General features: G+C 59.5%; 22 protein-coding genes. 13 read left to right on the forward strand and 9 right to left on the reverse strand.

The window, feature by feature from the left end:
• Positions 1–195: 195 nt before the first annotated feature.
• Entirely contained in the window at positions 196–2340 is a 2145-nt protein-coding gene (gene katE, locus A7J50_RS00375; RefSeq protein ID WP_257784307.1) for a catalase HPII, read from the forward strand.
• 95 nt (positions 2341–2435) lie between these two features.
• On the opposite strand, the gene A7J50_RS00380 is transcribed toward katE, so the two are convergent.
• The 4 genes from A7J50_RS00380 to zur are packed head-to-tail and all read right to left on the reverse strand — an operon-like array spanning position 2436 to position 5241.
• Complete coding sequence (locus A7J50_RS00380; protein ID WP_064450047.1) at positions 2436–3155, reverse strand: PA5502 family lipoprotein; 720 nt, start codon at positions 3153–3155, stop codon at positions 2436–2438.
• A 37-nt stretch (positions 3156–3192) separates the two neighbouring features.
• A complete protein-coding gene (gene znuB / locus A7J50_RS00385; RefSeq protein WP_064450048.1) occupies positions 3193–3981 on the reverse strand; it encodes a zinc ABC transporter permease subunit ZnuB in 789 nt (262 codons plus the stop codon).
• Positions 3974–4759 carry a zinc ABC transporter ATP-binding protein ZnuC gene (gene znuC, locus A7J50_RS00390; RefSeq protein WP_064450049.1) on the reverse strand — a complete coding sequence of 262 codons (786 nt, stop codon included), beginning with the start codon at positions 4757–4759 and terminating at the stop codon, positions 3974–3976. Before znuC ends, znuB begins: the two co-directional genes overlap by 8 nt.
• Positions 4759–5241, reverse strand: a complete 483-nt coding sequence (gene zur, locus A7J50_RS00395; protein WP_053253668.1) for a zinc uptake transcriptional repressor Zur — start codon at positions 5239–5241, stop codon at positions 4759–4761. Before zur ends, znuC begins: the two co-directional genes overlap by 1 nt.
• Before the next feature lie 58 nt (positions 5242–5299).
• On the opposite strand from zur, the gene A7J50_RS00400 reads away from it, so the two are divergent.
• A complete protein-coding gene (locus A7J50_RS00400; RefSeq protein WP_064450050.1) occupies positions 5300–6229 on the forward strand; it encodes a zinc ABC transporter substrate-binding protein ZnuA in 930 nt (309 codons plus the stop codon).
• 109 nt (positions 6230–6338) lie between these two features.
• Here A7J50_RS00400 and A7J50_RS00405 read toward each other — a convergent pair whose 3' ends face one another.
• Entirely contained in the window at positions 6339–7292 is a 954-nt protein-coding gene (locus A7J50_RS00405) for a homoserine kinase (RefSeq protein WP_064450051.1), read from the reverse strand.
• A gap of 56 nt (positions 7293–7348) precedes the next feature.
• Positions 7349–7639, reverse strand: coding sequence for a DUF2782 domain-containing protein (locus A7J50_RS00410; protein WP_053253671.1), 291 nt, complete (start codon positions 7637–7639; stop codon positions 7349–7351).
• Positions 7640–7713: 74 nt separating this feature from the next.
• Between A7J50_RS00410 and polA the strand changes: the two genes are divergently transcribed.
• On the forward strand, positions 7714–10509 hold the full coding sequence (gene polA / locus A7J50_RS00415; RefSeq protein WP_064450052.1) for a DNA polymerase I: 2796 nt from the start codon (positions 7714–7716) through the stop codon (positions 10507–10509).
• 269 nt (positions 10510–10778) lie between these two features.
• Here polA and yihA read toward each other — a convergent pair whose 3' ends face one another.
• Positions 10779–11420 (reverse strand): ribosome biogenesis GTP-binding protein YihA/YsxC, encoded by a 642-nt coding sequence (yihA, locus tag A7J50_RS00420; protein WP_053253673.1) that lies wholly within the window; start codon positions 11418–11420, stop codon positions 10779–10781.
• 192 nt (positions 11421–11612) lie between these two features.
• On the opposite strand from yihA, the gene A7J50_RS00425 reads away from it, so the two are divergent.
• The 6 genes from A7J50_RS00425 (at position 11613) to A7J50_RS00450 (ending at position 17180) form a co-directional block, all read left to right on the forward strand.
• Complete coding sequence (locus tag A7J50_RS00425; protein ID WP_053253674.1) at positions 11613–11915, forward strand: c-type cytochrome; 303 nt, start codon at positions 11613–11615, stop codon at positions 11913–11915.
• Positions 11916–11948: 33 nt separating this feature from the next.
• Complete coding sequence (locus tag A7J50_RS00430) at positions 11949–12554, forward strand: c-type cytochrome (RefSeq protein WP_064450053.1); 606 nt, start codon at positions 11949–11951, stop codon at positions 12552–12554.
• 169 nt (positions 12555–12723) lie between these two features.
• The gene (locus A7J50_RS00435) at positions 12724–13359 is read left to right on the forward strand and encodes a thiol:disulfide interchange protein DsbA/DsbL (RefSeq protein WP_064450054.1); all 636 of its coding nucleotides are present in this window, start codon (positions 12724–12726) and stop codon (positions 13357–13359) included.
• Between the two features lie 10 nt (positions 13360–13369).
• Positions 13370–14248 (forward strand): endonuclease/exonuclease/phosphatase family protein, encoded by an 879-nt coding sequence (locus A7J50_RS00440; RefSeq protein ID WP_064450055.1) that lies wholly within the window; start codon positions 13370–13372, stop codon positions 14246–14248.
• Positions 14245–16305, forward strand: coding sequence for a GGDEF domain-containing protein (locus A7J50_RS00445; RefSeq protein WP_064450056.1), 2061 nt, complete (start codon positions 14245–14247; stop codon positions 16303–16305). Before A7J50_RS00440 ends, A7J50_RS00445 begins: the two co-directional genes overlap by 4 nt.
• 98 nt (positions 16306–16403) lie before the next feature.
• Positions 16404–17180, forward strand: coding sequence for an N-acetylmuramoyl-L-alanine amidase (locus tag A7J50_RS00450; protein WP_064450057.1), 777 nt, complete (start codon positions 16404–16406; stop codon positions 17178–17180).
• 193 nt (positions 17181–17373) lie between these two features.
• Here the strand turns inward: A7J50_RS00450 and A7J50_RS00455 are convergent, their stop codons facing one another.
• Entirely contained in the window at positions 17374–19161 is a 1788-nt protein-coding gene (locus A7J50_RS00455) for a KinB sensor domain-containing domain (protein ID WP_064450058.1), read from the reverse strand.
• Between the two features lie 10 nt (positions 19162–19171).
• A complete protein-coding gene (gene algB / locus A7J50_RS00460) occupies positions 19172–20518 on the reverse strand; it encodes a sigma-54-dependent response regulator transcription factor AlgB (RefSeq protein ID WP_053253681.1) in 1347 nt (448 codons plus the stop codon).
• 390 nt (positions 20519–20908) lie between these two features.
• Between algB and A7J50_RS00465 the strand changes: the two genes are divergently transcribed.
• The 4 genes from A7J50_RS00465 to gltP all read left to right on the forward strand — a co-directional run bounded on the left by A7J50_RS00465 (position 20909) and on the right by gltP (position 23971).
• Positions 20909–21196, forward strand: a complete 288-nt coding sequence (locus A7J50_RS00465; RefSeq protein WP_064450059.1) for a hypothetical protein — start codon at positions 20909–20911, stop codon at positions 21194–21196.
• 78 nt (positions 21197–21274) lie between these two features.
• Positions 21275–21439, forward strand: a complete 165-nt coding sequence (locus tag A7J50_RS30215; RefSeq protein WP_003170804.1) for a DUF1328 domain-containing protein — start codon at positions 21275–21277, stop codon at positions 21437–21439.
• A gap of 2 nt (positions 21440–21441) precedes the next feature.
• Positions 21442–21909, forward strand: coding sequence for an inhibitor of vertebrate lysozyme family protein (locus A7J50_RS00470; protein ID WP_064450060.1), 468 nt, complete (start codon positions 21442–21444; stop codon positions 21907–21909).
• Between the two features lie 730 nt (positions 21910–22639).
• Positions 22640–23971, forward strand: coding sequence for a glutamate/aspartate:proton symporter GltP (gene gltP / locus A7J50_RS00475; protein ID WP_064450061.1), 1332 nt, complete (start codon positions 22640–22642; stop codon positions 23969–23971).
• Positions 23972–24025 lie beyond the last annotated feature (54 nt).

Here is a 24025-nt window from a genome sequence, read left to right on the forward strand (position 1 = left end):
GTATAGCGTTTCTTAGCATTTATTTCGCATTCAACCAGCGATTTGGCAATAACGCGATCAAAGGTCATAAAAAAGGAACGGTGCAAAACCGCGTCAGTCACTACTTAAGCAACTCGATTTCCCAGGTGCCGTGCCTGGGGTTTTTGCTCAAACGAGCCGGGGACCGCTCTGGCCAATTTGAATAAGGAGTTTTGTCTGATGAGTACCAAGAAGCCAGCTACCCCGCCGAAGAGTGAGCTCGCGGGCACCGATACCCTGGACCGTGGCAACACCAACGCCAAGTTGCAGGCCCTGGAGGAATTCCGCTCAGATGCAACCGGCCAGGCGCTGCGCACCAACCAAGGCGTCAAGATTTCCGATAACCAGAACACCCTGAAAGTCGGCGCCCGTGGCCCTTCGCTGCTGGAAGACTTCATCATGCGTGAAAAAATCACGCACTTTGACCATGAGCGGATCCCGGAGCGCATCGTGCATGCCCGTGGCACGGGGGCCCATGGTTATTTCCAGACTTACGAGAACCATTCGGCGCTGACCAAGGCCGGTTTCCTACGCGACCCTGGCCACAAAACCCCGGTATTTGCGCGATTTTCCACCGTGCAGGGCCCGCGTGGTTCCGGCGATACGGTGCGTGACGTGCGCGGCTTTGCCGTGAAGTTCTTCACCGACGAAGGCAACTTCGATCTGGTGGGTAACAACATGCCGGTATTTTTTATTCAGGACGCGATCAAGTTCCCCGACTTTGTGCACGCGGTGAAGCCTGAGCCGCACAACGAGATTCCTACCGGTGGCTCGGCTCACGATACGTTCTGGGATTTTGTCTCGCTGCAGCCGGAGTCGGCGCACATGGTGATCTGGGCCATGTCTGACCGTGCCATTCCAAAAAGCCTGCGCAGCATGCAGGGCTTTGGTGTGCACACGTTTCGCCTGGTGAATGCCGAGGGTAAATCCAACTTCGTCAAATTCCACTGGCGCCCTACGGCAGGCACCTGCTCGCTGGTGTGGGACGAGGCGCAAAAGCTGGCCGGTAAAGATACCGACTACCACCGCCGCGATTTGTGGGAGTCGATTGAAAGTGGCGATTACCCTGAGTGGGAGCTGGGCGTACAGGTGATTCCTGAAGACAAGGAGCACTCGTTCGACTTCGATATCCTCGACCCGACCAAGCTGATCCCCGAAGAGCTGGTACCGATTACGCCGCTGGGCAAGATGGTGCTGAACCGCAACCCGGATAACTTCTTTGCTGAAGTCGAGCAGGTCGCGTTCTGCCCGGGCCATATCGTGCCGGGTATCGACTTTTCCAACGACCCGCTGCTGCAAGGTCGCCTGTTTTCCTACACGGATACGCAGATCAGCCGTCTCGGTGGCCCGAACTTTCACCAACTGCCGATCAACCAGCCGGTGACACCGCTGCATAACAACCAGCGCGATGCCATGCACCGCAGCACCATCGACAAAGGGCGCGCGTCCTACGAGCCGAATTCGATTGATGGCGGCTGGCCGAAAGAAACCCCGCCGGCGGCACAGGACGGTGGGTTCGAGTCTTACCCAGAGCGCATCGATGCTCACAAGATCCGTGAGCGCAGCGAGTCGTTCAGCGATCACTTCTCCCAGGCGCGCCTGTTCTTCCGCAGCATGAGCAAGCACGAGCAAGAGCACATCATTGCGGCTTACAGCTTTGAGCTGGGCAAGGTCGAGCGTGAGTTTATTCGTGCCCGTCAGGTCAACGAGATCCTGGCCAATATCGACCTGGAACTGGCCAAGCGTGTGGCACACAACCTGGGCCTGCCTGCGCCGACCAAAGGCACGGTGCCTGAGCGCAAAACCAAGCCGGAGCGTTCACCTGCACTGAGCCAGGCCAACTTGCTGCCCGGCGATATCAAGACCCGCAAGGTGGCGATTCTGGCGGCGAATGGCGTGGAGGGTGCTGCGATTGATGCACTCAAGAAGGCGCTGGAAGCGCAAGGCGCGCACGCCAAACTGTTGGGGCCTACCTCGGCACCCGTGAAGACGGCCGATGGCAAGAGCTTGCCGGTGGATGCGTCGATGGAAGGCATGCCGTCCATCGCGTTTGATGCGGTGTTCGTACCCGGCGGTAAAGAGTCGATCAAGGCGTTGAGCGGTGATGGCGTGGCGTTGCACTTCCTGCTGGAGGCGTACAAGCATCTGAAGGCGATTGCGGTGGCCAGTGATGCGAAGCCATTGCTGGATCTGCTGAAGCTTGAGGTGGATGCGGGGCTGATTGTTGGCGAGGATGCCAAGGCGTTCAAGGCGTTTTTTGCCGCGATCGGCCAGCACCGGGTTTGGGATCGTGAGCCTAAGGCTAAGGCGATTCCGGCTTAAGCTTCTGGTTGTTTGTTAGACCTCTATCGGGAGCAAGCCCTCTCCCACATTTGGAATGCATTTCAAATGTGGGAGGGGGCTTGCTCCCGATAGCTTTATTGCGCCTTGCGCGGTATCAGCACAATCTGCGCCGGAATACGTTTCAAGATCTGTCGGTGAATCTTCAGGTCATACCCCGAATCAATTCGCTTCACCCGTTTGGTCAGCAACGTGGCCAGCCATGGGTAATCCTGCGTGCGCGGCGCCTGGATGCTCACGTCGCACTGGTAATTCACCACGTCGGTGGCGATCGCATCCAACTGATGGCGAAGTTCTTCGATGTCAGTGAGGTTCAGCGCCACGGTGGTGCTTTCAGCGGCAGGATCGATGACTTTGGCAGCCGGCTTTGCTTCGGCCGCTTTCAAGGCGGCTTCGGCTTTATCCAGCTCGGCCTTGCGGGCATGGCTGATGGCGCTGTTTACGCCACCGGTCAGCGCCGGGGCCTTGGGCATCAGCGCGCGGGCGCGGCTCAGGGCGGTGGCGGCGGCGTTGACGTCACCTTTTTGCAGCACGATCTGGCTGCGCTGCAGGTAGGCTTCGGCCAGTTGGCGCTGGTAAGGCTCCAGAGCCGGGTCGTTAGGCGATTGGGCCTGCAAGGCGGCAAGCTCGTCTTCGGCGGTAGCCAGCTCGCTGCTGGCCAGGTTTTGCTCCAGCTGCGCGATCGCCGCAGCGCGTGTGTCCGGTACCTCGGTGGCAGCGGGCGGTGTGCTTTGACAGGCGCCCAGCAGCAGGGAAAATGCGGCAAGGAGCAGATAACGGAAGTTGAACGGCTTCATTCCTGCGACTCTCTATTTGCGCAAAAAGCGAGCAAGTCTACACCCCTCGACGGGGCAGGACAAAACTCAGCAGAAACAGGGCGGCCGCCGCTACTACAATCGACGGCCCGGCCGGCGTGTCCTTGAACCAGGACAGCGCCAGGCCCCCGCACACCGCGAGCATGCCCAACAGGCTGGCGCCGATCGCCATTTGCTCGGGTGAGCGAGCGTGGCGCTGGGCAGCGGCCGCGGGAATGATCAGCAGCGACGTGATCAACAATACGCCGACAATCTTCATCGCGACAGCAATCACCACTGCGATCAATAGCATCAGGGTCATGCGCAGGGCCGGCACGGGCAAACCTTCCACCGTGGCCAGCTCTTCATGCACGGTGATCGCCAGCAATGGGCGCCACAGCGCTACCAGCAAAACCAGCACGGCGGCGCTGCCGCCGAGGATCCAGGCAAGGTCGGTCGGGCTGATCGCCAGCAGGTCGCCGAAAAGGTAGGCCATCAGGTCGATGCGCACTTCATGCATGAAGCTCAGCACCACCAGGCCCAGGGACAAGGTGCTCGGCGCCAGGATGCCGAGCAGGGTGTCGGAGGCCAGCGGCTGGCGCTGTTGCAGGGTCACCAGCAGCACCGCCAGCAGCAGGCAGCCCACGGTCACGGCGATGGTCGGGCTCACATCCAGCAAGAAGCCCATGGCCACGCCCAGCAGCGCGGCGTGCGACAACGTGTCGCCAAAGTAGGCCATGCGCCGCCAAACCACGAACGAGCCCAATGGGCCCGCCACCAGTGCCAAAGCCAAGCCTGCCAGCAGGGCGTAGAGCAGAAAATCAGCCATGCTTGCAGCTATCTCCATGAACGTGGGAGTGGGGCGTAGCGGGATCGTCGACGACGGCGCCATGCAGATCGTGGGCGTGGTCGTGATGGTGGTGATAGATCGCCAGGCTTTGGGCGTTTTTGCCGAACAACTCGACGAACGCCGGATCGCCGCTCACCTGTTCCGGGTGGCCGGAGCAGCAGACGTGGCGGTTGAGGCACACCACTTGGTCGGTGGTGCTCATGACCAGGTGCAGGTCGTGGGAGACCATCAACACGCCGCAGCCATGACGGTCGCGCAGGCGGGTGATCAGGCTGTACAGCTCGGCCTGGCCGGCGACGTCGACGCCTTGCACGGGCTCATCGAGCACCAGCAATTCTGGTTCGCGCAACAAGGCGCGGGCCAGCAAGACGCGCTGCATTTCGCCGCCCGAGATACTTTGCACCGGGCTGTCGATGACCTGTTCGGCGCCGACTTCCTTGAGCGCAGCCTGCGCGCGGGTGCGGTCTACACCCGGCACCAGGCGCAAGAAGCGCAGCACGGACAATGGCAGCGTCGGGTCGACGTGCAGTTTTTGCGGCATGTAGCCGACGCGTAGCTTGGGCTTGCGCCACACGCTGCCGGTGTCGGGCTTGAGCAGGCCGAGCACGGCGCGAACCAGCGTGGTCTTACCGGCGCCGTTGGGGCCGATCAAGGTGACGATCTGCCCCGGTTCGACGCTCAGTGCGATGTTATCGAGCACGGCTTGACCGGCGAACGTGACCCCGACCTGTTCCAGGCGGATTAACGCGTTGCTCATCAAGCCCCCTGGCAGCCCGAGCACAGCCCGACCACTTCGACCGTTTGCCCTTCGACCTTGAAGCCGACCTCGGCGGAGCTCTTGATGATGGCGTCGCTGATGCTTTTTTGTTCAAGCTCGATGGCAGCGTGGCACTCGCGGCAGATCAGGAACTGGCCCTGATGCGCGTGTTCCGGGTGGTTGCAGCCAACAAAGGCGTTGAGTGAGGCGATGCGGTGCACCAGGCCGTTTTCCAGCAGGAAATCCAGCGCACGGTACACCGTAGGCGGCGCAGCGCGGCGGCCGTCCTGCTCGCTGAGCACGCCAAGAATGTCGTAGGCGCCCAGCGGCTTGTGGCTCTGCCACACCAGCTCCAGCACGCGACGACGCAGCGCAGTCAGCCGCAGGCCTTGGCGTGCGCACAGGGTATCGGCCTCCGACAACGCGGTATGCACGCAGTGAGAGTGGTCGTGGGGACGGCTGGCAAGCGGTGTAATAGGCATGAGCGGCGACAGACATTTGATAGAGACGTTATTATGTTACCCGTTCCTACGCCATTGAGTGGTCATCGTGTCCCGACTTTTTCCTGTTTTTGTCGTATTTGTCACCAGTTTGCTCATCGCCGGGGCTGCTCAAGCCGAGGTCAAGGTGCTGACCAGCATCAAGCCGTTGCAGTTGATCGCCGCGGCTGTGCAGGACGGCGTGGCCATTCCGGAGGTGTTATTGCCGCCCGGCGCTTCGCCGCACAACTATGCCTTGCGCCCATCCGACGTACGGCGTGTGCAGTCGGTGGACCTGTTGTATTGGATCGGCCCGGACATGGAGAGCTTCCTGCCGCGCGTGCTCAAGGGGCGTAGCCTGCCGACCGTGGCGGTGCAGGACCTTGCGGGCATGAAACTGCGTCGTTTCGCCGAAGATAGCCACTCGCATGCAGAGGATGCCGACGAGCATGATCACGATCACCGCCCAGGCAGCCTGGACGCGCATTTGTGGTTGTCGACCGTAAACGCTCGCGTCATCGCGGCGCGCATGGCGGCTGACCTCAGCACCGCCGACCCGGACAATGCCGCGCGCTATCAGAGCAACGTGAAGGCGTTCGATGAGCGTCTGGATGCGTTGGATGCGCGCTTGAAAGCTCGTTTGGCGAGTGTGGGTGACAAGCCTTACTTCGTCTTCCACGAGGCCTTTGATTACTTCGAAGACGCTTACGGGCTCAAGCACACCGGCGTGTTCAGCGTTGCCGCCGAAGTACAGCCAGGCGCCCAGCATGTGGCGGCGATGCGTACGCGGTTGCAGGAAGTCGGCAAGACCTGCGTGTTCAGCGAGCCGCCGCTGCGCCCGCGCCTGGCCGAGACGCTGGTCGCCGGTTTGCCGGTGAAATTGGCGGAGTTGGATGCGTTGGGCGGTTACACGCCAGCTACAGCGCAGGGTTACGAGCAGGTGCTGGAGAAGTTGGGGAATGATTTGGCTGGGTGCCTGGAATCGTTATAACAACCAACACAGAACTACTGTGGGAGCGGGCTTGCCCGCGATGGCGATGTGTCAGTCGACACCGCTATCGCAGGCAAGCCAGCTCCCACATTTTTTACCGAGCAGGTCTTTAGAGTGCGAACGGCAAGTGCACGCTGACCTTTTGACGCTGTGCCAGCCGGTGCTCGAACTCTGCCGGGTCATGAATCAACACGTCCTGCCCGGCAAATGATTCAGCGGCGATCAGGCGCGACAGCCAGAAGCGCACGCACGCTACCCGCAACATCGTCGGCCACAATTGCGCTTCCTTGGCCGTGAAGGGACGCAGCCCCGCGTAGGCACCCAGCAGCGCGCGGGCGCGTTGGCCATCAATCACGCCATCGGCGTCCGAGCACCAGTCGTTCAGCGCGATCGCCACGTCGTACAGCATCGGGCCCGAGCAGGCGTTGTAGAAGTCGATCAACCCGGTCAGGTGCGTGCCTTCGAACATCGCGTTGTCGCGGAACAGGTCGGCGTGAACGTTGGCGCGGGGCAGGGCGAGGATCTGGGCCTTGTGAGCGTCTATTTCGGTCAGTGCATCTTGCAGCAGGCGCTGCTGGGCGTCGTTCAGGTGCGAAATCAGCTGCGCCCCTTCAGTCAGCATCCAATCCAGCCCGCGATCCGTCTTGCGCTCCAGCACCTTCTCGCCTTGAGTCGCCAGGTGAAGGTGGCCGAGCAGGTCGCCGACCTGGGCGCAATGCTGCGCATTGGCGTCCTTGATGTGCTTGCCGGCCAGGCGCGGTTGTAGCAGCGCTGGTTTACCGGCAAGTTCGCGCAGGGCCACGCCATCGATGGTCCGCAGGGCGTAAGGCACCGGCAGATCGGCGTCGTGGAGCACGTCGAGCAGTTCGATGAAGAACGGCATTTCTGCGACGGGGCCGCGTTCAACCAGGGTCAGGACGAATTCGCCCTGTTCCAGGCTGATGAAGAAGTTGGTGTTTTCGCTACCGGCGGCAATCCCCTGGAAATCAAGCAGGCGGCCGAGCCCGTAAGGGGCGAGAAAGGTTTCCAGCTCGGGCCGAGCCAGGGGGGTAAACACAGACATGGTTAAAACTGCCAGTACGGGCGCCGCAGTGCGCGGCGCCAATTTAAGTTAAGAAATCATTTCCATTCGAAGATCTTCCATGACGGGATCAGCATATCCGGCTGGTCAGAACGGATGAAGTTCGCATCGGTTCCGTCCGCGCGCACCAGGAAATACGGCGGAAAGCCTTTCTGGGTCACCTTGATCGCGTACAGGAAACCATTTTGGCGGTATTCCTGAATGGTCTTGTCGCCTTCCGTGCGAATGGTGACTTCCGGGTCGCCCGAAGGCGCACTGTCTGCCGCCATGGCCACCATCGGAGTGAGTGCAATCAAGCCGGTCAACAACAGGCGATTTACTGTACGCATGATAACCTTGTCCCTTTGTCGTCATTGGTCCGGCTATTCTAGCGCCTGACCCGCCGAAAAGGTTGATCCTGCTCATGAGCCAAGCCCCCCTCGTCCTGGTGGACGGTTCTTCTTACCTGTACCGCGCCTTTCACGCGCTGCCACCGCTGACTACCTCCAAAGGCCTGCCGACCGGTGCGGTCAAGGGCGTGTTGAACATGCTCAAAAGCCTGCGCAAGCAGTACCCGGACAGCCCGTTCGCGGTCGTGTTCGACGCCAAGGGTGGGACCTTTCGCGATGACATGTACGCTGAATACAAGGCTAATCGCCCGAGCATGCCTGATGACATGCGCCTGCAGATCGAGCCCCTGCACCAAAGCGTGATCGCGCTGGGCTTCCCGCTGCTGTGCGTTGAAGGCGTCGAGGCCGATGACGTGATCGGCACACTGGCCCGCAGCAGTGCGGCGGCCGACCGACCGGTGGTGATTTCCACTGGCGACAAGGACATGGCGCAACTGGTCGACGGGCACATTACCTTGGTCAACACCATGACCGGTAGCGCGATGGACATCGAGGGCGTGAAGGAGAAATTCGGTGTCGCTCCCGAGCAGATCATCGATTACCTGGCGTTGATGGGCGATTCCTCCGACAACATCCCGGGCGTTCCGGGCATTGGTCCGAAGACCGCTTCCGGCCTGTTAGTGGGCGTGAATGGCGGCCTCAAAGAGCTTTATGAGCAGTTGGATATTGTGCCGACCCTGCCGATTCGGGGCGCCAAGAACCTGCCGGCCAAGCTGGAAGAGCATCGGGAAATGGCGTTCCTGTCCTATCAACTGGCGACGATCAAGATCGACGTGCCGCTGGATGTGGGCCTGGATGATCTGCACCTGATCGAGCCGGATCGCGACAAGCTGCTGGAGCTGTACACGCTGCTGGAGTTCAAGAGCTGGTTTGATGAGATTCAGCGCGACGCCAAGCGCGTTGAATTGAAGGCTTCGGCCCAGGCTGCGCCGACTGCTGAAGCTGTCGTTGAGGAGGTTGCATCGGCCCCTGTGGAGACGGCGTACACCACCATCCTCGACCAAGCGACATTCGACCGTTGGCTGAAGAAGCTCAATGACGCGACGTTGTTCGCGTTTGACACGGAAACCACCGGGATTGACGCCCAACAGGCGCAGCTGGTCGGGGTTTCCTTTGCCGTGCAGCCTCACGAAGCGGCCTACATACCGCTGACCCACTCTTACGAGGGTGCGCCGCAGCAGTTGGACCGTGACACCGTGTTGCTGGCCCTCAAGCCATTGCTGGAAGACCCGACCAAGCTCAAGGTTGGCCAGCACGCCAAGTTCGACATGAACATCCTGGCCAACTGCGCCATCGGTGGTGACTTTGAACGGGGCATTACAGTGCGCGGTATCGCCTTCGACACCATGCTTGAATCCTACGTGCTGAATTCCACTGCGACTCGGCATGATATGGACAGCCTGGCGAAGAAGTACCTGGACTACGACACCGTCAGCTTCCAGGACATCGCCGGCAAAGGCGCCAAGCAGCTGACGTTCGACCAGATCCCGCTTGAGCAAGCCGGCCCTTACGCCGCCGAAGATGCCGACGTGACGCTGCGTCTGCATCAGGCACTGCACGCACAACTCGCGGCCATCCCGAGCCTGGCCAGTGTGCTCACGGATATCGAAATACCCTTGGTGCCGGTGCTGGCACGTATCGAGCGCCAGGGTGCGTTGGTGGATAAGGAGCTGCTGGGCATCCAGAGCATCGAGTTGGGCAACAAGATGGTTGAGCTGGAGCGCCAGGCGTTCGAGATCGCGGGCGAAGAGTTCAACCTGGGCTCACCCAAGCAGCTTGGGGCGATTCTCTACGAGAAACTTGGCCTGCCGGTGCTGAAAAAGACCGGCAAGGGGCAGGCGTCCACGGCGGAAGAAGTGCTGGCCAAGTTGGCCGAAGATGACTTCCTGTTGCCCAAGGTGCTGATGCAGTACCGCAGCATGAGCAAACTGAAAAGCACCTACACCGACCGCCTGCCGGAGCAGATCAACCCGCGCACCGGGCGCATTCACACGTCTTATCATCAGGCTGTGGCGGCTACCGGGCGCTTGTCGTCCAGCGACCCGAACCTGCAGAACATCCCTGTGCGCACCGCCGAAGGGCGGCGGATCCGCCAGGCGTTTGTCGCGCCCAAGGGCTACAAGCTGCTGGCGGCGGACTATTCGCAGATCGAACTGCGGATCATGGCGCACTTGTCCAAGGACGAGGGCTTGATGAATGCGTTTCGCAACGACCTGGACGTGCACACCGCTACGGCGGCTGAGGTGTTCAAGGTTGAATTGTCTGAGGTCACGTCCAATCAACGTCGCAGTGCCAAGGCGATTAACTTTGGCCTGATCTACGGCATGGGCGCGCAGAAGTTGGGCAAGGATATTGGCGTCGATACCAAGACTGCCAAGGCGTACATCGATGTGTACTTCGCGCGCTACCCAGGTGTTCGCGAGTACATGGAGCGCACGCGTGCCCAGGCTGCTGATCAAGGCTATGTAGAAACCTTCTTCGGGCGTCGGCTGTATTTGCCGGATATCAATTCCAATAAGCCTCAGGAACGAGCGGCTGCCGAGCGCACGGCAATCAACGCGCCGATGCAAGGCACGGCGGCGGACATCATCAAAAAAGCCATGGTGCTGGTGGATAACTGGCTGACGGAATCGGGCCTGGATGCCAAGGTCATCCTGCAAGTACACGATGAACTGGTGCTTGAGGTGCGTGAGGACCTGGTGGCGCAAGTCAGCGAGAAGATCCGCGAGCACATGAGTGCGGCAGCGCAGTTGGACGTGCCACTGGTGGTGGATGTGGGCGTAGGCGATAACTGGGACGAGGCGCACTGATTTCGCGGCTCTGCCACTTGCGAGGGGAGTGGCAGAGCGCTTTAGATCAGAAATCGACGACAGCTATTTCCAATAGTTTTTTGAACCTGCCGGAACTTAACCCGTGAATTGCTACTCAGAGTTACTGAATGGGTGGTGAAGCCCTTCAATGCTCCTATGTTGTGTTAAGTGTTGGCAGATATCTGGACCCCGCCCTAGCGGTCCGGAACTTGAACCCCGAACTTCCCCTCCCCATACGAAGTCCGGGGTTTTTTTTGCCCGCAGAAAAGTTATTCCGCGATTTCAGTGCCCTTGTCGGCCAATTCCATCCAGCCGGCCAGCACGGTGTAGGCGTCTTCCAGGCCCATCCGCTTAGGCGCAGAGAACAACTGGATGGTGATCGCATCACCCCAACCTTTGCGGATGTCGGATTGCACTTTGAGCAGGGTGTTCTTGGCGGCGCCGTAGGTCAGCTTGTCGGCCTTGGTCAGCAGGATATGCATCGGCATGCCGCTGGCGACAGCCCAATCGAGCATCAGCAGGTCGAAGTCGGTCATTGGATGACGGATGTCCATCATCAGAATCAAACCCTTCAAACTCTCCCGACCACCCAGGTAAGCCTCCAGATGACGCTGCCAGTGCAGCTTCAACGGGATAGGTACTTTTGCATAACCGTAGCCCGGCAGGTCGACCAGACGCCGATCATCGTCTAGCTTGAAGAAGTTGAGAAGTTGCGTGCGGCCCGGGGTTTTCGAGGTGCGCGCCAGGCTGGCGTGAGTCAGGGTGTTCAGCGCGCTGGATTTGCCAGCGTTGGAACGACCGGCAAAGGCGACTTCAAAGCCTTCGTCATCGGGGCATTGGTCAACTTTGGCGGCGCTGAGCATGAATGTGGACTGTTGGCACAGACCGAGGATGGGATTCTTGAGTTGCATGAGATTTCCGATGTGGGCGGTGCCGAAAAAGGGTGCGGCAAGCGGTGTCGTTTCCGTTTCAGTAGCGCCAGTATATAATGCCGCAGATTTTGTGTGTGCTTTGTCCCAGCGAAGGATGAAGTTCACGGGAGCGAAAGACCTTCATTGCGCATTAGAACGCAAAACGCTCTCAAACCCTGAAAAGGTCGATGTATGACCCGATGGTTGCTCGCTTTTGGTGTCCTGGTGCCGCTTTACGGCGCTCAGGCTACACAGGATCCGGAGGCGGTGTACAACCGAGTTTGCGTGGCTTGCCATGCCGGCCAACTGCCCAACGCCCCCAAACGGGGTGACCAGGTAGCTTGGGCGCCTAGACTGGCGCAGGGTATGGACACGCTGGTGCAACACGTGACCCAGGGTTTCAAGGCAATGCCGCCGCGTGGTTTGTGCATGGACTGCAGTACTGAGGATTACCAGGCCATCATTGAGTTGATGGTGAGTAAACCCGGTAGATAACTCTTAAACCCTTAGCCGTAGTTGGATTAGCTGATGAACAAACTGATCGTGAGTCTGCTGTTGACCTTGGGCATCACCGGTGTTGCCCATGCTGCAGGCGACGCTACAGCGGGCCAGGCGAAAGCCGCCGTGTGTGGTGCTTGCCACGGACCGGATGGCAACAGCCCGGCGCCGAACTTCCCTAAACTGGCAGGCCAGGGTGAACGTTACCTGACCAAGCAGATGCACGACATCAAGGACGGCAAGCGCACGGTGCTCGAAATGACCGGCTTGCTGACTAATCTCAGCGATCAGGACCTGGCAGACATCGCGGCGTATTTTGCCAGTCAGCACGGCAGTGTGGGAGCTGCCGATCCAAAACTGGTGGCTCACGGCGAAGAACTGTTCCGTGGTGGCAACTTGGAAAAAGGCATGCCTTCCTGCCTCGGCTGCCATTCGCCTAATGGCGCCGGCCTTGCCGCTGCAGGTTTTCCGCACCTGAGCGGCCAGCATGCCCAGTACATCACCAAGCAACTGACGGACTTCCGTGAGGGTAATCGCACCAACGACGGCGATACCAAAATCATGCAAAGCATTGCCGGCAAGTTGAGTAACAAGGATATCGAAGCAGTTTCCCAGTACATCCAGGGCCTGCACTGATCCAGGCAGTACGTTAACGCTCGATTAATCTATCGATGCAAGCATAAAAAGGGTGGCTTAGGCCGCCCTTTTTTGTGGCCGGTGCCGTTACACTAACGAACTCATGCCCGCGTAGACCTGTCACAATTAAAGGTCGCGTGAGGCGACTTTATTTGTACAGGAGTAAAGCATGCGTAATCTGATCCTCAGCGCCGCTCTCGTCACTGCCAGCCTTTTCGGCGTGACCGCCCAAGCTGCCGACGTGCCGCTTGAAGCCGGTAAAACCTATGTAGAACTGGCCAACCCGGTCCCCGTTTCGGAGCCTGGCAAGATCGAAGTGGTGGAGCTGTTCTGGTATGGCTGCCCGCATTGCTACGCCTTTGAGCCGACCATCAACCCTTGGGCTGAAAAACTCCCGGCCGACGTGAACTTCAAGCGCATCCCAGCGCTGTTCGGTGGCCCATGGGATGCCCATGGTCAGCTCTTCATCACCCTGGACACCATGGGCGTTGAGCAAAAGGTTCATAACGCCGTGTTCAATGCTATCCAGAAGGAAGGCAAGCGTCTGACCAAGCCGGAAGACATGGCTGATTTCGTTGCTACCCAAGGGGTCGACAAAGCCAAGTTCCTCGAGACCTTCAACTCGTTCGCCGTCAAGGGCAAAATGGCTCAATACAAAGAGTTGGCCCAGAAGTATGGCGTGCAAGGCGTACCGACCATGATCGTCAACGGTAAATACCGTTTCGACCTGGGCACGACCGGTGGTCCTGAACAGACCCTCAATGTTGCCGACCAGCTGATCGCCAAAGAGCGCGCAGCCAAGTAAGGGGCCCACCATGCGCCGCTGGGGTACTGAACGTGTCGTTGGCCTGCATGATGCGCAGGTCAACGAACATCACCTGGAGTCCACAGGCCTGCCGGCAGACAGCCGCTTGCGCCTGCTCAGCTTCAATATCCAGGTGGGCATCAGCACCGAGAAGTACCGGCACTACCTCACCCGGGGCTGGCAGCACCTGCTGCCGCATAACGGGCGTGCGGTTAACCTGCAAAAGATCGGCAACCTGCTGAACGACTTCGACTTGGTCGCCCTGCAGGAAGCTGACGGCGGCAGCATGCGCTCTGGCTACATCAACCAAGTGGAACACTTGGCTCAGCTTGGCGCGTTCCCCTACTGGTACCAGCAACTCAACCGCAATCTAGGGCGCCTGGCGCAGCACAGCAATGGCGTGCTGAGTCGCCTGAAACCGACCGCTATCGAAGATCACCCATTACCAGGCCCCAAGGGCCGTGGGGCGATCCTCGTGCGATTCGGCGAAGGCCCGGAAGCCTTGGTGGTGGTAATGATGCACCTGGCGCTCGGGGGGCGTGCGCGCAACCTGCAGCTTGCCTACGTGCGTGAAATGATTGGCAACTATAAGCATCAGGTACTGATGGGTGACATGAATACCCATGCCAATGACCTGTTGCAGAATTCTCCGTTGCGTGACCTCGGGTTACTGGCGCCGCAAGTCGAAGCCACGTTTCCCAGTTGGCGCCCGCAGCGTTGCCTGGACCATATCCTGCTTAGCCCGACCCTTACGCTTGAAAGCGTGCAGGTGCTGGCGCAGCCCATCTCCGATCACCTGCCGGTCGCGGTAGAGATTCGTCTGCCGGGTTCGCTCACGGCTGATGCATTACCCGCGTTGAGCCCCAGCCCTCGCGGACCCCTTGCATGAGCGACGACGCCCAGCGCTGGAAAGAGAAATACCTGAAAGGCGTCGAGCAGCAAGACAAGCTCGAACGTCGCTGGGCCGCCCGCCTTGACCTGCTGCGGCGAGGGCTGGTGCGCAGCACGCTGGCGGCTGAAGGGACCGACCGCGCGGTTGATCAATGCATGAAAGAGATGCGCGACGTCGTGCGTACGGACGACATGGACGCCGCTCTCGCCGCGTTGTTGCCGCGCCTGGAAAAAGCCGTGCTCGACTCGGAGCAGCGCCGCGAAACCCGGGTCGACCAGATCAGCACCGCGCTCACCGCCCTGGTTATGCAGTTACAGAAGTTGCCACTGCCGCGTGAGGTGGCCCGACCGCTGAAAACCTTCGCCAAGCAGCTGGAGGGTCGCGTCGGGCAGGCGCGTGAGATCCCGCTGTTGCTCAGTGAGCTGAGCAGCCTGCAAGAGCAGGCGCTGAGTAACCTGGAGCCGGACGGCGAAACCACGCGCACTGGGCCGGGCCTGCTGCAACGTCTATTTGGCGCGAAGGATGTTTCGAATGAAGTGCCGGTGGCCCAAGCTACGCCACTGCCTACGCCGGAGCTGGCTGCGCCGAAACCCGCCCCCGTCCCCGCCGCGCCCAAACCTGAGCCTCAGGAACCTGCGCAATCCGAAGAACTGACACACGCCTTGCGCGCCTTCGCGCCGTTGCCGCAGACCCCGGTCGCGACGCAGCCTGAACCGATCAAGCCTGTCAAAGCCGCAGAGGTTGCCGCCGAAACGTTTGTCTTTGAGGCCCCGGCGCCAGCGGAACCCACCCTTCTGCCTGCCGCAGCACCTGAACCCGAAGCAGAGGAAGCCGTTCCCGAGAGCGCACTCGCCGCGTTTATCGAGGTCCCGCAGGCTCTGGTCGATACCCCGGACGAAACCTCCATCGGCAGCCTGTCGCTACCTCCGGTGCAGGAAAGCCCGGAGCCTGACCCGGATACGCTGCAATCGGACGGCGTTTACGCGCTGCCCGATTCGCCCGAGCCGTCCTATAGCTCGGTCGCCAGTCATATCGAAGGCACCTTGCTCGGCTTGCTGGATGATCTGTCACTGCCCGAGCGCCACCGGCCCCAAGCCGAAGCCATGCGCGAACGCCTGGCCCACGGCTTGAACTGGTACGAGTTGCTGCCGATCCTTGATGACCTGGCGGTTCTGATGCTGGCGATTACCGACAGCGGCCAGCATGAGTTCGAAGCCTACCTCAAGCAGCTCAACGAGCGCCTCGAGGCATTCCAGGGTCATCTGCAGGTGGCCAGTGATGGCCACGCGGACAGCCGCTCGGCCGCGCGGGAACTGGATACGCAGATCCGTGAGCAGGTCGACGGCCTGCAAAGCAGCGTGCAGGACGCGGCCGACCTGGACAGCCTCAAGCAAGTGCTGGAAAGCCATCTTGAAGGCTTGCTCGGCACTATGGACGAACACCAGCAGCAGCGTGACCAGCGCGAGCAGGAGGTCGCGGCGCGGCTGAAGGGCTTGGCTGAGCGGGTTGCAAACATGGAACAGGAGGCCCAGGGCTATCGCGAGCATTTGGAGGTACAACGCCAGAAGGCCTTGATCGATCCGCTCACCGGCCTGCCCAATCGTGCTGCATGGAGTGAGCGCCTGGACCATGAAGTGAATACCTGGCACCAGCGCGGCAATAGCCTGTCACTGGCCATGCTGGATCTGGACCACTTCAAGCGTATCAACGACGGCTACGGTCACCTGGCGGGTGACAAGGTGCTGAAAATCATCGCCAATGTGTTGCGCAAAAACCTGCGCCCCAACGACTTTATCGCGCGCTTCGGCGGTGAGGAGTTTGTGTTGCTGATGCCTGACTCCGCCTTGGAGGATGCCTTGGCCGTGGGCGAAGGGCTGCGCGCAGCGATTGAAGCGTGCCCGTTCCACTTCAAGGGCGAGCCGGTGACGATCACCATGTCCATGGGCCTGGCGCAGTTTCAGCCAGGTGAGCGCAGTGACTTGGCGCTCAAGCGCGCCGATGAGGCGCTTTACCGGGCCAAGGCTGCCGGACGTAACCGGGTACAGGCGGCGTAAAAAATGTTCCATTTTGTTTAAAAGCCCGGATTTGGCCGCCGGGCCTTAAACGGTACGTTACACTGTTGCATTATCGTCTTCAGTGTAATGCCTTTGCCATGAAATCCTTGTACGTCGCTTTTGTGTTTCTCCTCCTCGCCGGCTGCGCCAGCGGCCCGCGCCTGGACACCAACCACCCTTCGATGAACCACGATAACCGCGTGCAGTTCGTCATTGTTCACTACACGGCCACCAACCTTGAACGCTCCCTGGCGCTGTTGACGCACGGCCAGGTCAGCAGCCATTACCTGATTGGCGACGACGCCTCAGGCACCATCTTCAAGCTGGTGGATGAGAGCCAGCGCGCCTGGCACGCTGGGGAAAGCGAGTGGACGGGGCGCACTTGGCTCAACTCCAGCTCCATTGGCATCGAGATCGTCAACCCAGGGTATCGCGACACGCCGACGGGTCGCGTGTGGTATCCGTACTCCGAAGCGCAGGTGCAGTCGCTGGTGGTGTTGCTCAAGGACATCAGCAAGCGCAATGGCATCAACCCCAGGAATATCATCGGCCACAGCGACATCGCGCCGCTGCGCAAGCTCGACCCGGGCCCGCTGTTCCCGTGGAAGCGTCTAGCCGCTGAAGGTTTGGGGATGTGGCCGGACGCGCAGGCAGTCGCCCGATTCCAGCAGCAGTACGCCGCTGCACTGCCGAGTATTACCTGGTTCCAGGAAGAGCTGGCACGACTCGGCTACCAAACGCCGCAGACGGGTGAGCTGGATGTAGCCACGCGGCATGTGATCGCGGCCTTCCAGATGCACTTCCGTCCATCACTGTTCGATGGTACGCCGGATGCCGAAAGTGCCGCGATCCTGCGCGCGTTGAACCGCAGCTAAGCGTGTAAACCGATTCCAACGTGGGAGCGGGATGGGTTTGCTTGCGGAAGCGGAATGTCAGGCGGCAGCAATGTTGGCTTTGAAATCGCCTTCGCGAGCAAGCCCGCTCCCACATTTTTCACATGTGCGTCGAAGGTTTGATTGTGGTCTTTGAGGTCCGTGTCGCTGTGACAAGGCAACCCGAGCAGCCAGATTACAGCGGCAGCGCCATGTAGAACTGTGTGCCTTGCCCCGGCCGCGAATACACGCCCATGCGGCCGCCGTGCAATTGCACGATCTCTTTGCAGAGTGCCAACCCCAGGCCGGCGCCGCCTTTCTTGCGGCCCACCTGCACGAAGGGCTCGAAGATCCGCCCTTGTTGGCCGTAAGCAATACCCTCGCCGTTATCTTCGACGCTGATAATCACCCGTTCGCCATGACGGCGCGCCTGCAGACGAATCTGGCCACCCTCTGCGGTGTGCCGCAAAGCGTTGCCTAAAAGGTTATCGAGCACTCGCTCCAACTGAGCCTGGTCGGCATACAGCCTGGGCAATTCTGCTTGGGCCTCCACCAATAACTCGATGTTCTGTGCATTCGCTGGCTCAGTGAATCGAGCCCGTGCGTGCTCCAGCAGGTCGGTGACATCACATGGCCCGAGCGTGAGCTTTTGCAGGCCGTTCTGGTAGCGTGAAAAGTTGAGCAGGTCATTGATAAGCTGCATCAGGCGCTGCATCTCTTCATTGACCGTATCCAGCAGGTCCGCTTCACGAGACTCCGCAGGGAACTTTGCCCGTTCGCGGAACAGCCCGAAGGCCATGTGCATGCCGGTCACCGGTGTGCGCAACTCGTGGGAGGCGCGCAACACGAATTCGCTACGCACCCGTTCGAAGGCGCGCTGTTCAGTGACGTCATGCAGCACCATCACCGCGCCAAGAATGTGCCCTTGGGTATGGCTGACGGGTGTCAGGCTATAGGTCAGCAGGCGTAATTCGCCTTCGACTTCCACTTCCAGGTCTTCCGGCGCCCGCTCGAGGTTGCCGCCACGCAGGACCAACTGAAGTTGTTCATCCATTTCCGGGCGGCCCAGTGCTTCGCCCAGCCCCTGGCCTAAGCGCGCCTCGTCCCAGCCCAATTGGCGCTGCGCCACGGGGTTGAGGTGTTCCAGGCAGCCTTGGCGGTCGATCATCAGTAGGCCATCGTCGATGCTGTCGAGCACCGCTTGCAGGCGCTGCTGGCCGGCCAGCAATTCGTCGACATTGGTCGCCTGATGCTGGCGCAGCGCCTCTGCCATGATGCCAAAGCGGCGCGTCAGTTGGTTCATTTCCGCTGCAGACGAGATGGGCAGCGTCACTTCGAAATCGCCTTGCCCGATCTTGTCAGCGGCTTTGGCCAAGGCTTCGATCGGCCCGCCAAACCGCCGTGCGATGCCGTGGGCAGTGACAAAGCCGATGATCAATACCGCGAGGCCAACCAACCCTAAAAGGCCGGCGATCAGCAATGCACGGTCTCGCGATTTGTGTTCGCTGGTGTTGATATTCTCCAACGCTTGTTTGTGTTCGGCGATCAGGCCGTTGCGCAATACATTGAAGGTTTCGGTCAGTTTTTGGTTTTTATTGTTTGCCAGCGAGCTTTGGTGGGCCTCGTCGAACGCCTTGAGGAAGTTCAGGTAGTCGACGCGTGCCTGGCTGAACCCGCTGGGTCTGCCGTCTTGCTGTTCGTGGGCTACACCTTGATCCAGCAGGGCGAAATATTGCTGTTTCGAGGTTTCCAGGGCGGCGGGGTCCGGTTGATCCTCCAGCATCAGGATCAACTGGTCGCCCAAGCTCTGGCGCAGCTTGAGGCCCAGGTCCAGGGTGATGAAATTGCTGCGAATCAACGACTCCTGGCTCTTGGCCATTTGCATGACGCTGACCAGTCCCAGTACCAGTCCCAGCAGAGCGACGGTGATCAGCGCTGAGATGCTCAGGAATAGCCGAGTGCGCAGTTTCATCGCAAGCTTCATAAGGTACAGCTCATAAATTGTACTGTTTACGTTTGCGATAAAGGGTCGACGCGTCGATACCGAGGGTGCGGGCCGCTTGATCCAAGGTGTCGCTGGTGGCGAGTACTGCACCGATATGCGCTTTCTCCAGCTCATCCAGGCTCAGCGCGGCGCCGATACGCGGGGCATTGTTGGTCGGTTGTTCGGCCATCCCAAGGTGGCTGATTTCAACCTTTTCCTGTGGGCAGATGATGCTGGCGCGTTCCACCACGTTACGCAGTTCGCGAATATTGCCTGGCCATCGGTAGTTGAGCAGGGCTTCACGCGCGCTGTCGCTGAAACCGCGTGCCGGTCGGGCGTATTCCTTGACGAAGCGTGCCAGGAAGCGGTCGGCAAGGGTCAGGATGTCCTCACTGCGTTCACGCAGCGGCGGCAGGTGCAAAGTGATGACATTGAGGCGGTAGAGCAAGTCTTCCCGGAAGCGGCCGTCGCGCACCATGTCTTCCAGGTTCAGGTTGGTGGCCGCCAGGATGCGCACATCAGCGCGCCGGGTGACCGGGTCGCCTACGCGCTCATATTCCTTGTCCTGGATAAAACGCAGCAATTTTGGCTGCAAGGTGAGCGGGAAGTCGCCGATTTCGTCGAGAAACAGCGTGCCACCGTCGGCCTGGTTGACTCGGCCCAACGTGCTCTCACTGGCACCGGTAAACGCGCCGCGGCTGTGGCCGAACAACTCGCTTTCCATCAATTCCGCCGTCAATGACGGGCAGTTGATAGTAACGCAGGATTTTTTCGAACGTTTGCTCCAGCCATGAATGGCCCGCGCCAACTCACCTTTACCGGTGCCGGACTCGCCCAGAATCAGGATATTGGCGTCCGTGCCCGCGACTTGGCGTGCGGTTTCCAGTACCACCATCATCGCCGGGCTGTGGGAGTCGAGCCCGTCCTTGGGCTGGCGTACTTCGCCTTCCAGTGCTTCCAGGCGTGCGGACAGTTGGCGCACTTCCAACTGCTTGGCGGTGGCCAGCCGTAATTGGTCTGGGCTGCACGGTTTGACCAAGTAGTCGGCGGCGCCGGCCTGGATCGCATCGACTGCGGTGTCTACGGCGGAATGCGCGGTGACAATCACCACGCGCATCCACGGCGCCTGGATACGCATCTGGGCCAATACATCCAGGCCGTTATCTTCACCCAGACGCAAATCCAGGAAGCACAGGTCAAACACCTGGCGTTGCATCAGGGCATCGGCTTGTGCGGCGCTGTTGGCAGTCGCTACGTTGTAGCCTTCATCTTCCAGGCAGTAACGGAAGGTGCGAAGGATCGCGGATTCGTCATCCACTAAAAGAATGCGGCCTTGAAGTTCCTTGGCTGATTCCATCTGTCCCGCGCTCCTTAACTATGAATGATGCTGTTTAGTCCCGGAATAATCGGGCAAGTTGCATGGTTTATTCTGATTGATAAACGGCGTCTTCGCGCAGGTATCTTCACGCTCTCCTACAAACACGCCGATTGATAGCGTTTTCATGCCTTCTTGCCACTTCGGCAACTCCCCAACTGCTTTCGATCCGTTGATCCGACCATTGGCGGTCGTGCATTTCGCACGGCCTGGACAGAGGCATCGTGCAGGATGCTGGCTTCCATAACCTTGATGCATTCATAACATGTTGATTTTATTGAGTATTATTTTGTAAAAAATCTGGCATGCACCCTGCAATACCTCTCCTGACAGCGTCATGAACGAATAATCAGAATGCGGGAGAAATGCAGCATGACTCGCCAAAGCCTCAGCAGCCAATTGCGTGTATCGCCAGTGCGCTTGCAGCAAGGTCTGTTCGCCAGCCTGGCCTTGATGGTCACGTTGATCGCCGGCCAGCAGCTGCAGCATTGGCAGCAGAGTCAGCAACAAACCCCGCAATTTGAACGTCCGCTCATGACTCAAACCCATTTCCGTTCCGTTGGCAGCGCTACCGCCGACGTAACCGCCCCGCAATTGAGAGTGGCTGACCAGGATTCCACCCTGGGTGAATTGCCAGCTCAAGAACGTTGGGTGTTCTAGGCAACACAAGGTCGCTTGAGTTGAGCGGCTGCACGGCACTACCGCTGTTACCCCTATAAAAGCGTAAGGAGAATCACCATGTTGAGTTGGGCAATCACATTTCTGATCATCGCCATTGTGGCTGCAGTCCTGGGCTTCGGTGGCATCGCGGGCACTGCCACGGGTATCGCAAAAATTCTGTTTGTGGTCTTCCTGGTGATGTTCATCGCTTCGTTCTTCTTTGGTCGTCGCGGCCGAGGCTGAAAATGACCACTCTGTCTCTCAAAGCTATAGCTGCCGCCCTGCTCTTGGGCGGCAGCGGTCTGGTAATGGCCGCCAATGACGGTCAGACCCGGGCCAACGAATTGCTGAGCGCCGATCCACAGTTTCGTGAGACCTGGCAAGGCGTTGTGAAGAAAGAAGAGCGTCTGCCGGAATGGGTAATGAACCTCTCCGGTACGGCCGAACAAATGAATGCTGTGGAGGAAGATGGCGACAAGTACCTGGTCGGGCCGCTCTGCGAGACAGCAGACACGTGCCTGAACAAGCGCTTGGTCGTTGCGTTCAGCTACAACAAGAAACATGCCTACGCCATGTTGGTACAGGTCCCGGCAGGTCTGCCGGCAGACAAGTCACCGACACGACACGCCGACTACCGTTTCCTGGGTAAGCCGAATGAAGGCATGCAGAAGCTGCTGATGGAGCAGCTTAAGAAAGATCCGAATTGGTACTAGGTTCCGTCTGACGCATCTGTCGTCTGCGGAGCTGGCGTCCATGGAAAGAAGCCACTTTGTTTCTTTCCTTTTGCATCGCTCGCCAAGGGCGATGCATGACCAGGGGGCCGGGTTGCTCTGATCAATCGAGATCGGCGTGACCTACGGGTACAGGGAGTGCCTGCGCAAGGGCCGGGTCAGGTGAAAAGCTGCGACGCAAGTTCACAAGTCCTCAAGCTTGCTGAACTTGCGGCGGGCTTATGACTCTCATTACCCATCTTCTATGTCGTCCATAGCCGCTATTTTCTTTTCTGCCTCCTCCCAACCATTACTTGGTGTGTCGGAGCGACCTTCTATCTAGAAAATTTTGCTCACGCTATAGGACTTCTCCGACGCCAAGCTCATCAAATCCCAGGCATTTTTGCCAGTGACTTGAAGTCGTCCAACATCTCTGAGCGAGCCTGTATTGGCCGGTCCACGGCATATTCACCTGCTTAAATGGCGTATTTGAACTGACCGTTCGGACAGTTATTTTCAAAAAAAGCCATGCCGATTCGGCATAGGGTAGGCGTTTACGGCATTAGACGTCGCTCCCTTGCATGGGAATAGTTGCGCCTTTTTTCGCCTGCCAGTAAGCCATTTCGGCCACGCTGCGGTGACCTTCTACGGAGGCAGATGCACACACTTTTTCGCTTCCGAGCGTTCCAGATGGCGCATTTGCCTTAAGTCCACTTGAAGTAAGGGTAATGACATGAAGAAGGCAAAGCTAAGCCTCGCCTGGCAGATCCTCATCGGTTTGGTGTTGGGGATCGCAATCGGTGCAGTGCTCAACCATTTCAGTGCTGAAAAAGCCTGGTGGATCAGCAATGTGTTGCAGCCAGCGGGCGATATCTTTATTCGTCTGATCAAGATGATCGTGATCCCGATTGTGATTTCCTCGCTGATCGTGGGCATCGCCGGTGTGGGGGACGCGAAGAAGCTCGGCCGAATCGGTGTCAAAACCATCCTTTACTTCGAAGTGGTCACCACCATCGCTATTGTGGTCGGCCTGCTGCTTGCCAACCTGTTCCACCCGGGCGCCGGCATCGACATGAGTACCCTGGGTACCGTCGACATCTCCAAATACACCGCCACCGCCGCCGAAGTACAGCATGAGCATGCGTTCATCGAGACGATCCTCAACCTGATCCCGTCGAACATTTTTGCGGCGGTCGCCCGCGGCGACATGTTGCCGATCATCTTCTTCTCGGTGCTGTTCGGCCTGGGGTTGTCGAGCCTCAAACCTGAGCTGCGCGAGCCGCTGGTGACCATGTTCCAAGGCGTGTCGGAGAGCATGTTCAAAGTCACCCACATGATCATGAAGTACGCCCCGATCGGTGTATTTGCCCTGATCGCGGTGACCGTTGCCAATTTCGGCTTCGCCTCCTTGCTGCCGCTGGCCAAGCTGGTGATCCTGGTTTACGTGGCCATCCTGTTCTTCGCCTTTGCGGTACTGGGCTCGATCGCACGCCTGTTTGGCTTCTCGATCATCAAGTTGATGCGCATCTTCAAAGACGAATTGGTACTGGCCTACTCCACTGCCAGCTCCGAAACCGTGTTGCCTCGCGTGATCGAGAAGATGGAGGCGTACGGTGCGCCAAAGGCCATCTGCAGCTTCGTGGTGCCGACCGGCTACTCGTTTAACCTCGACGGTTCGACCCTGTACCAGAGCATCGCCGCCATCTTTATCGCCCAGCTGTATGGCATCGACCTGTCGATCGGCCAGCAGCTGATGCTGGTGCTGACCCTGATGGTCACCTCCAAAGGTATCGCCGGCGTGCCGGGCGTATCCTTCGTGGTACTGCTGGCCACATTGGGCAGCGTGGGCATTCCGCTGGAAGGCTTGGCGTTCATCGCCGGTGTCGACCGTGTGATGGACATGGCGCGTACCGCACTGAACGTGATCGGTAATGCCTTGGCCGTACTGGTCATCTCCCGTTGGGAAGGCATGTACGATGACGCCAAGGGCGAGCGCTACTGGAACTCCCTGCCACACTGGCGCAGCAAAGAAGCGCTGCCGGCCGGCGAGGCCAGCCGCGGCTGATGCGCGAGTGATTTGAAACAAACCCCGGGAAATCCGGGGTTTGTCGTTTCTGCC

The sequence above is a fragment of the Pseudomonas antarctica genome (assembly GCF_001647715.1).
In the GTDB taxonomy this organism is placed as follows: domain Bacteria; phylum Pseudomonadota; class Gammaproteobacteria; order Pseudomonadales; family Pseudomonadaceae; genus Aquipseudomonas; species Aquipseudomonas antarctica_A.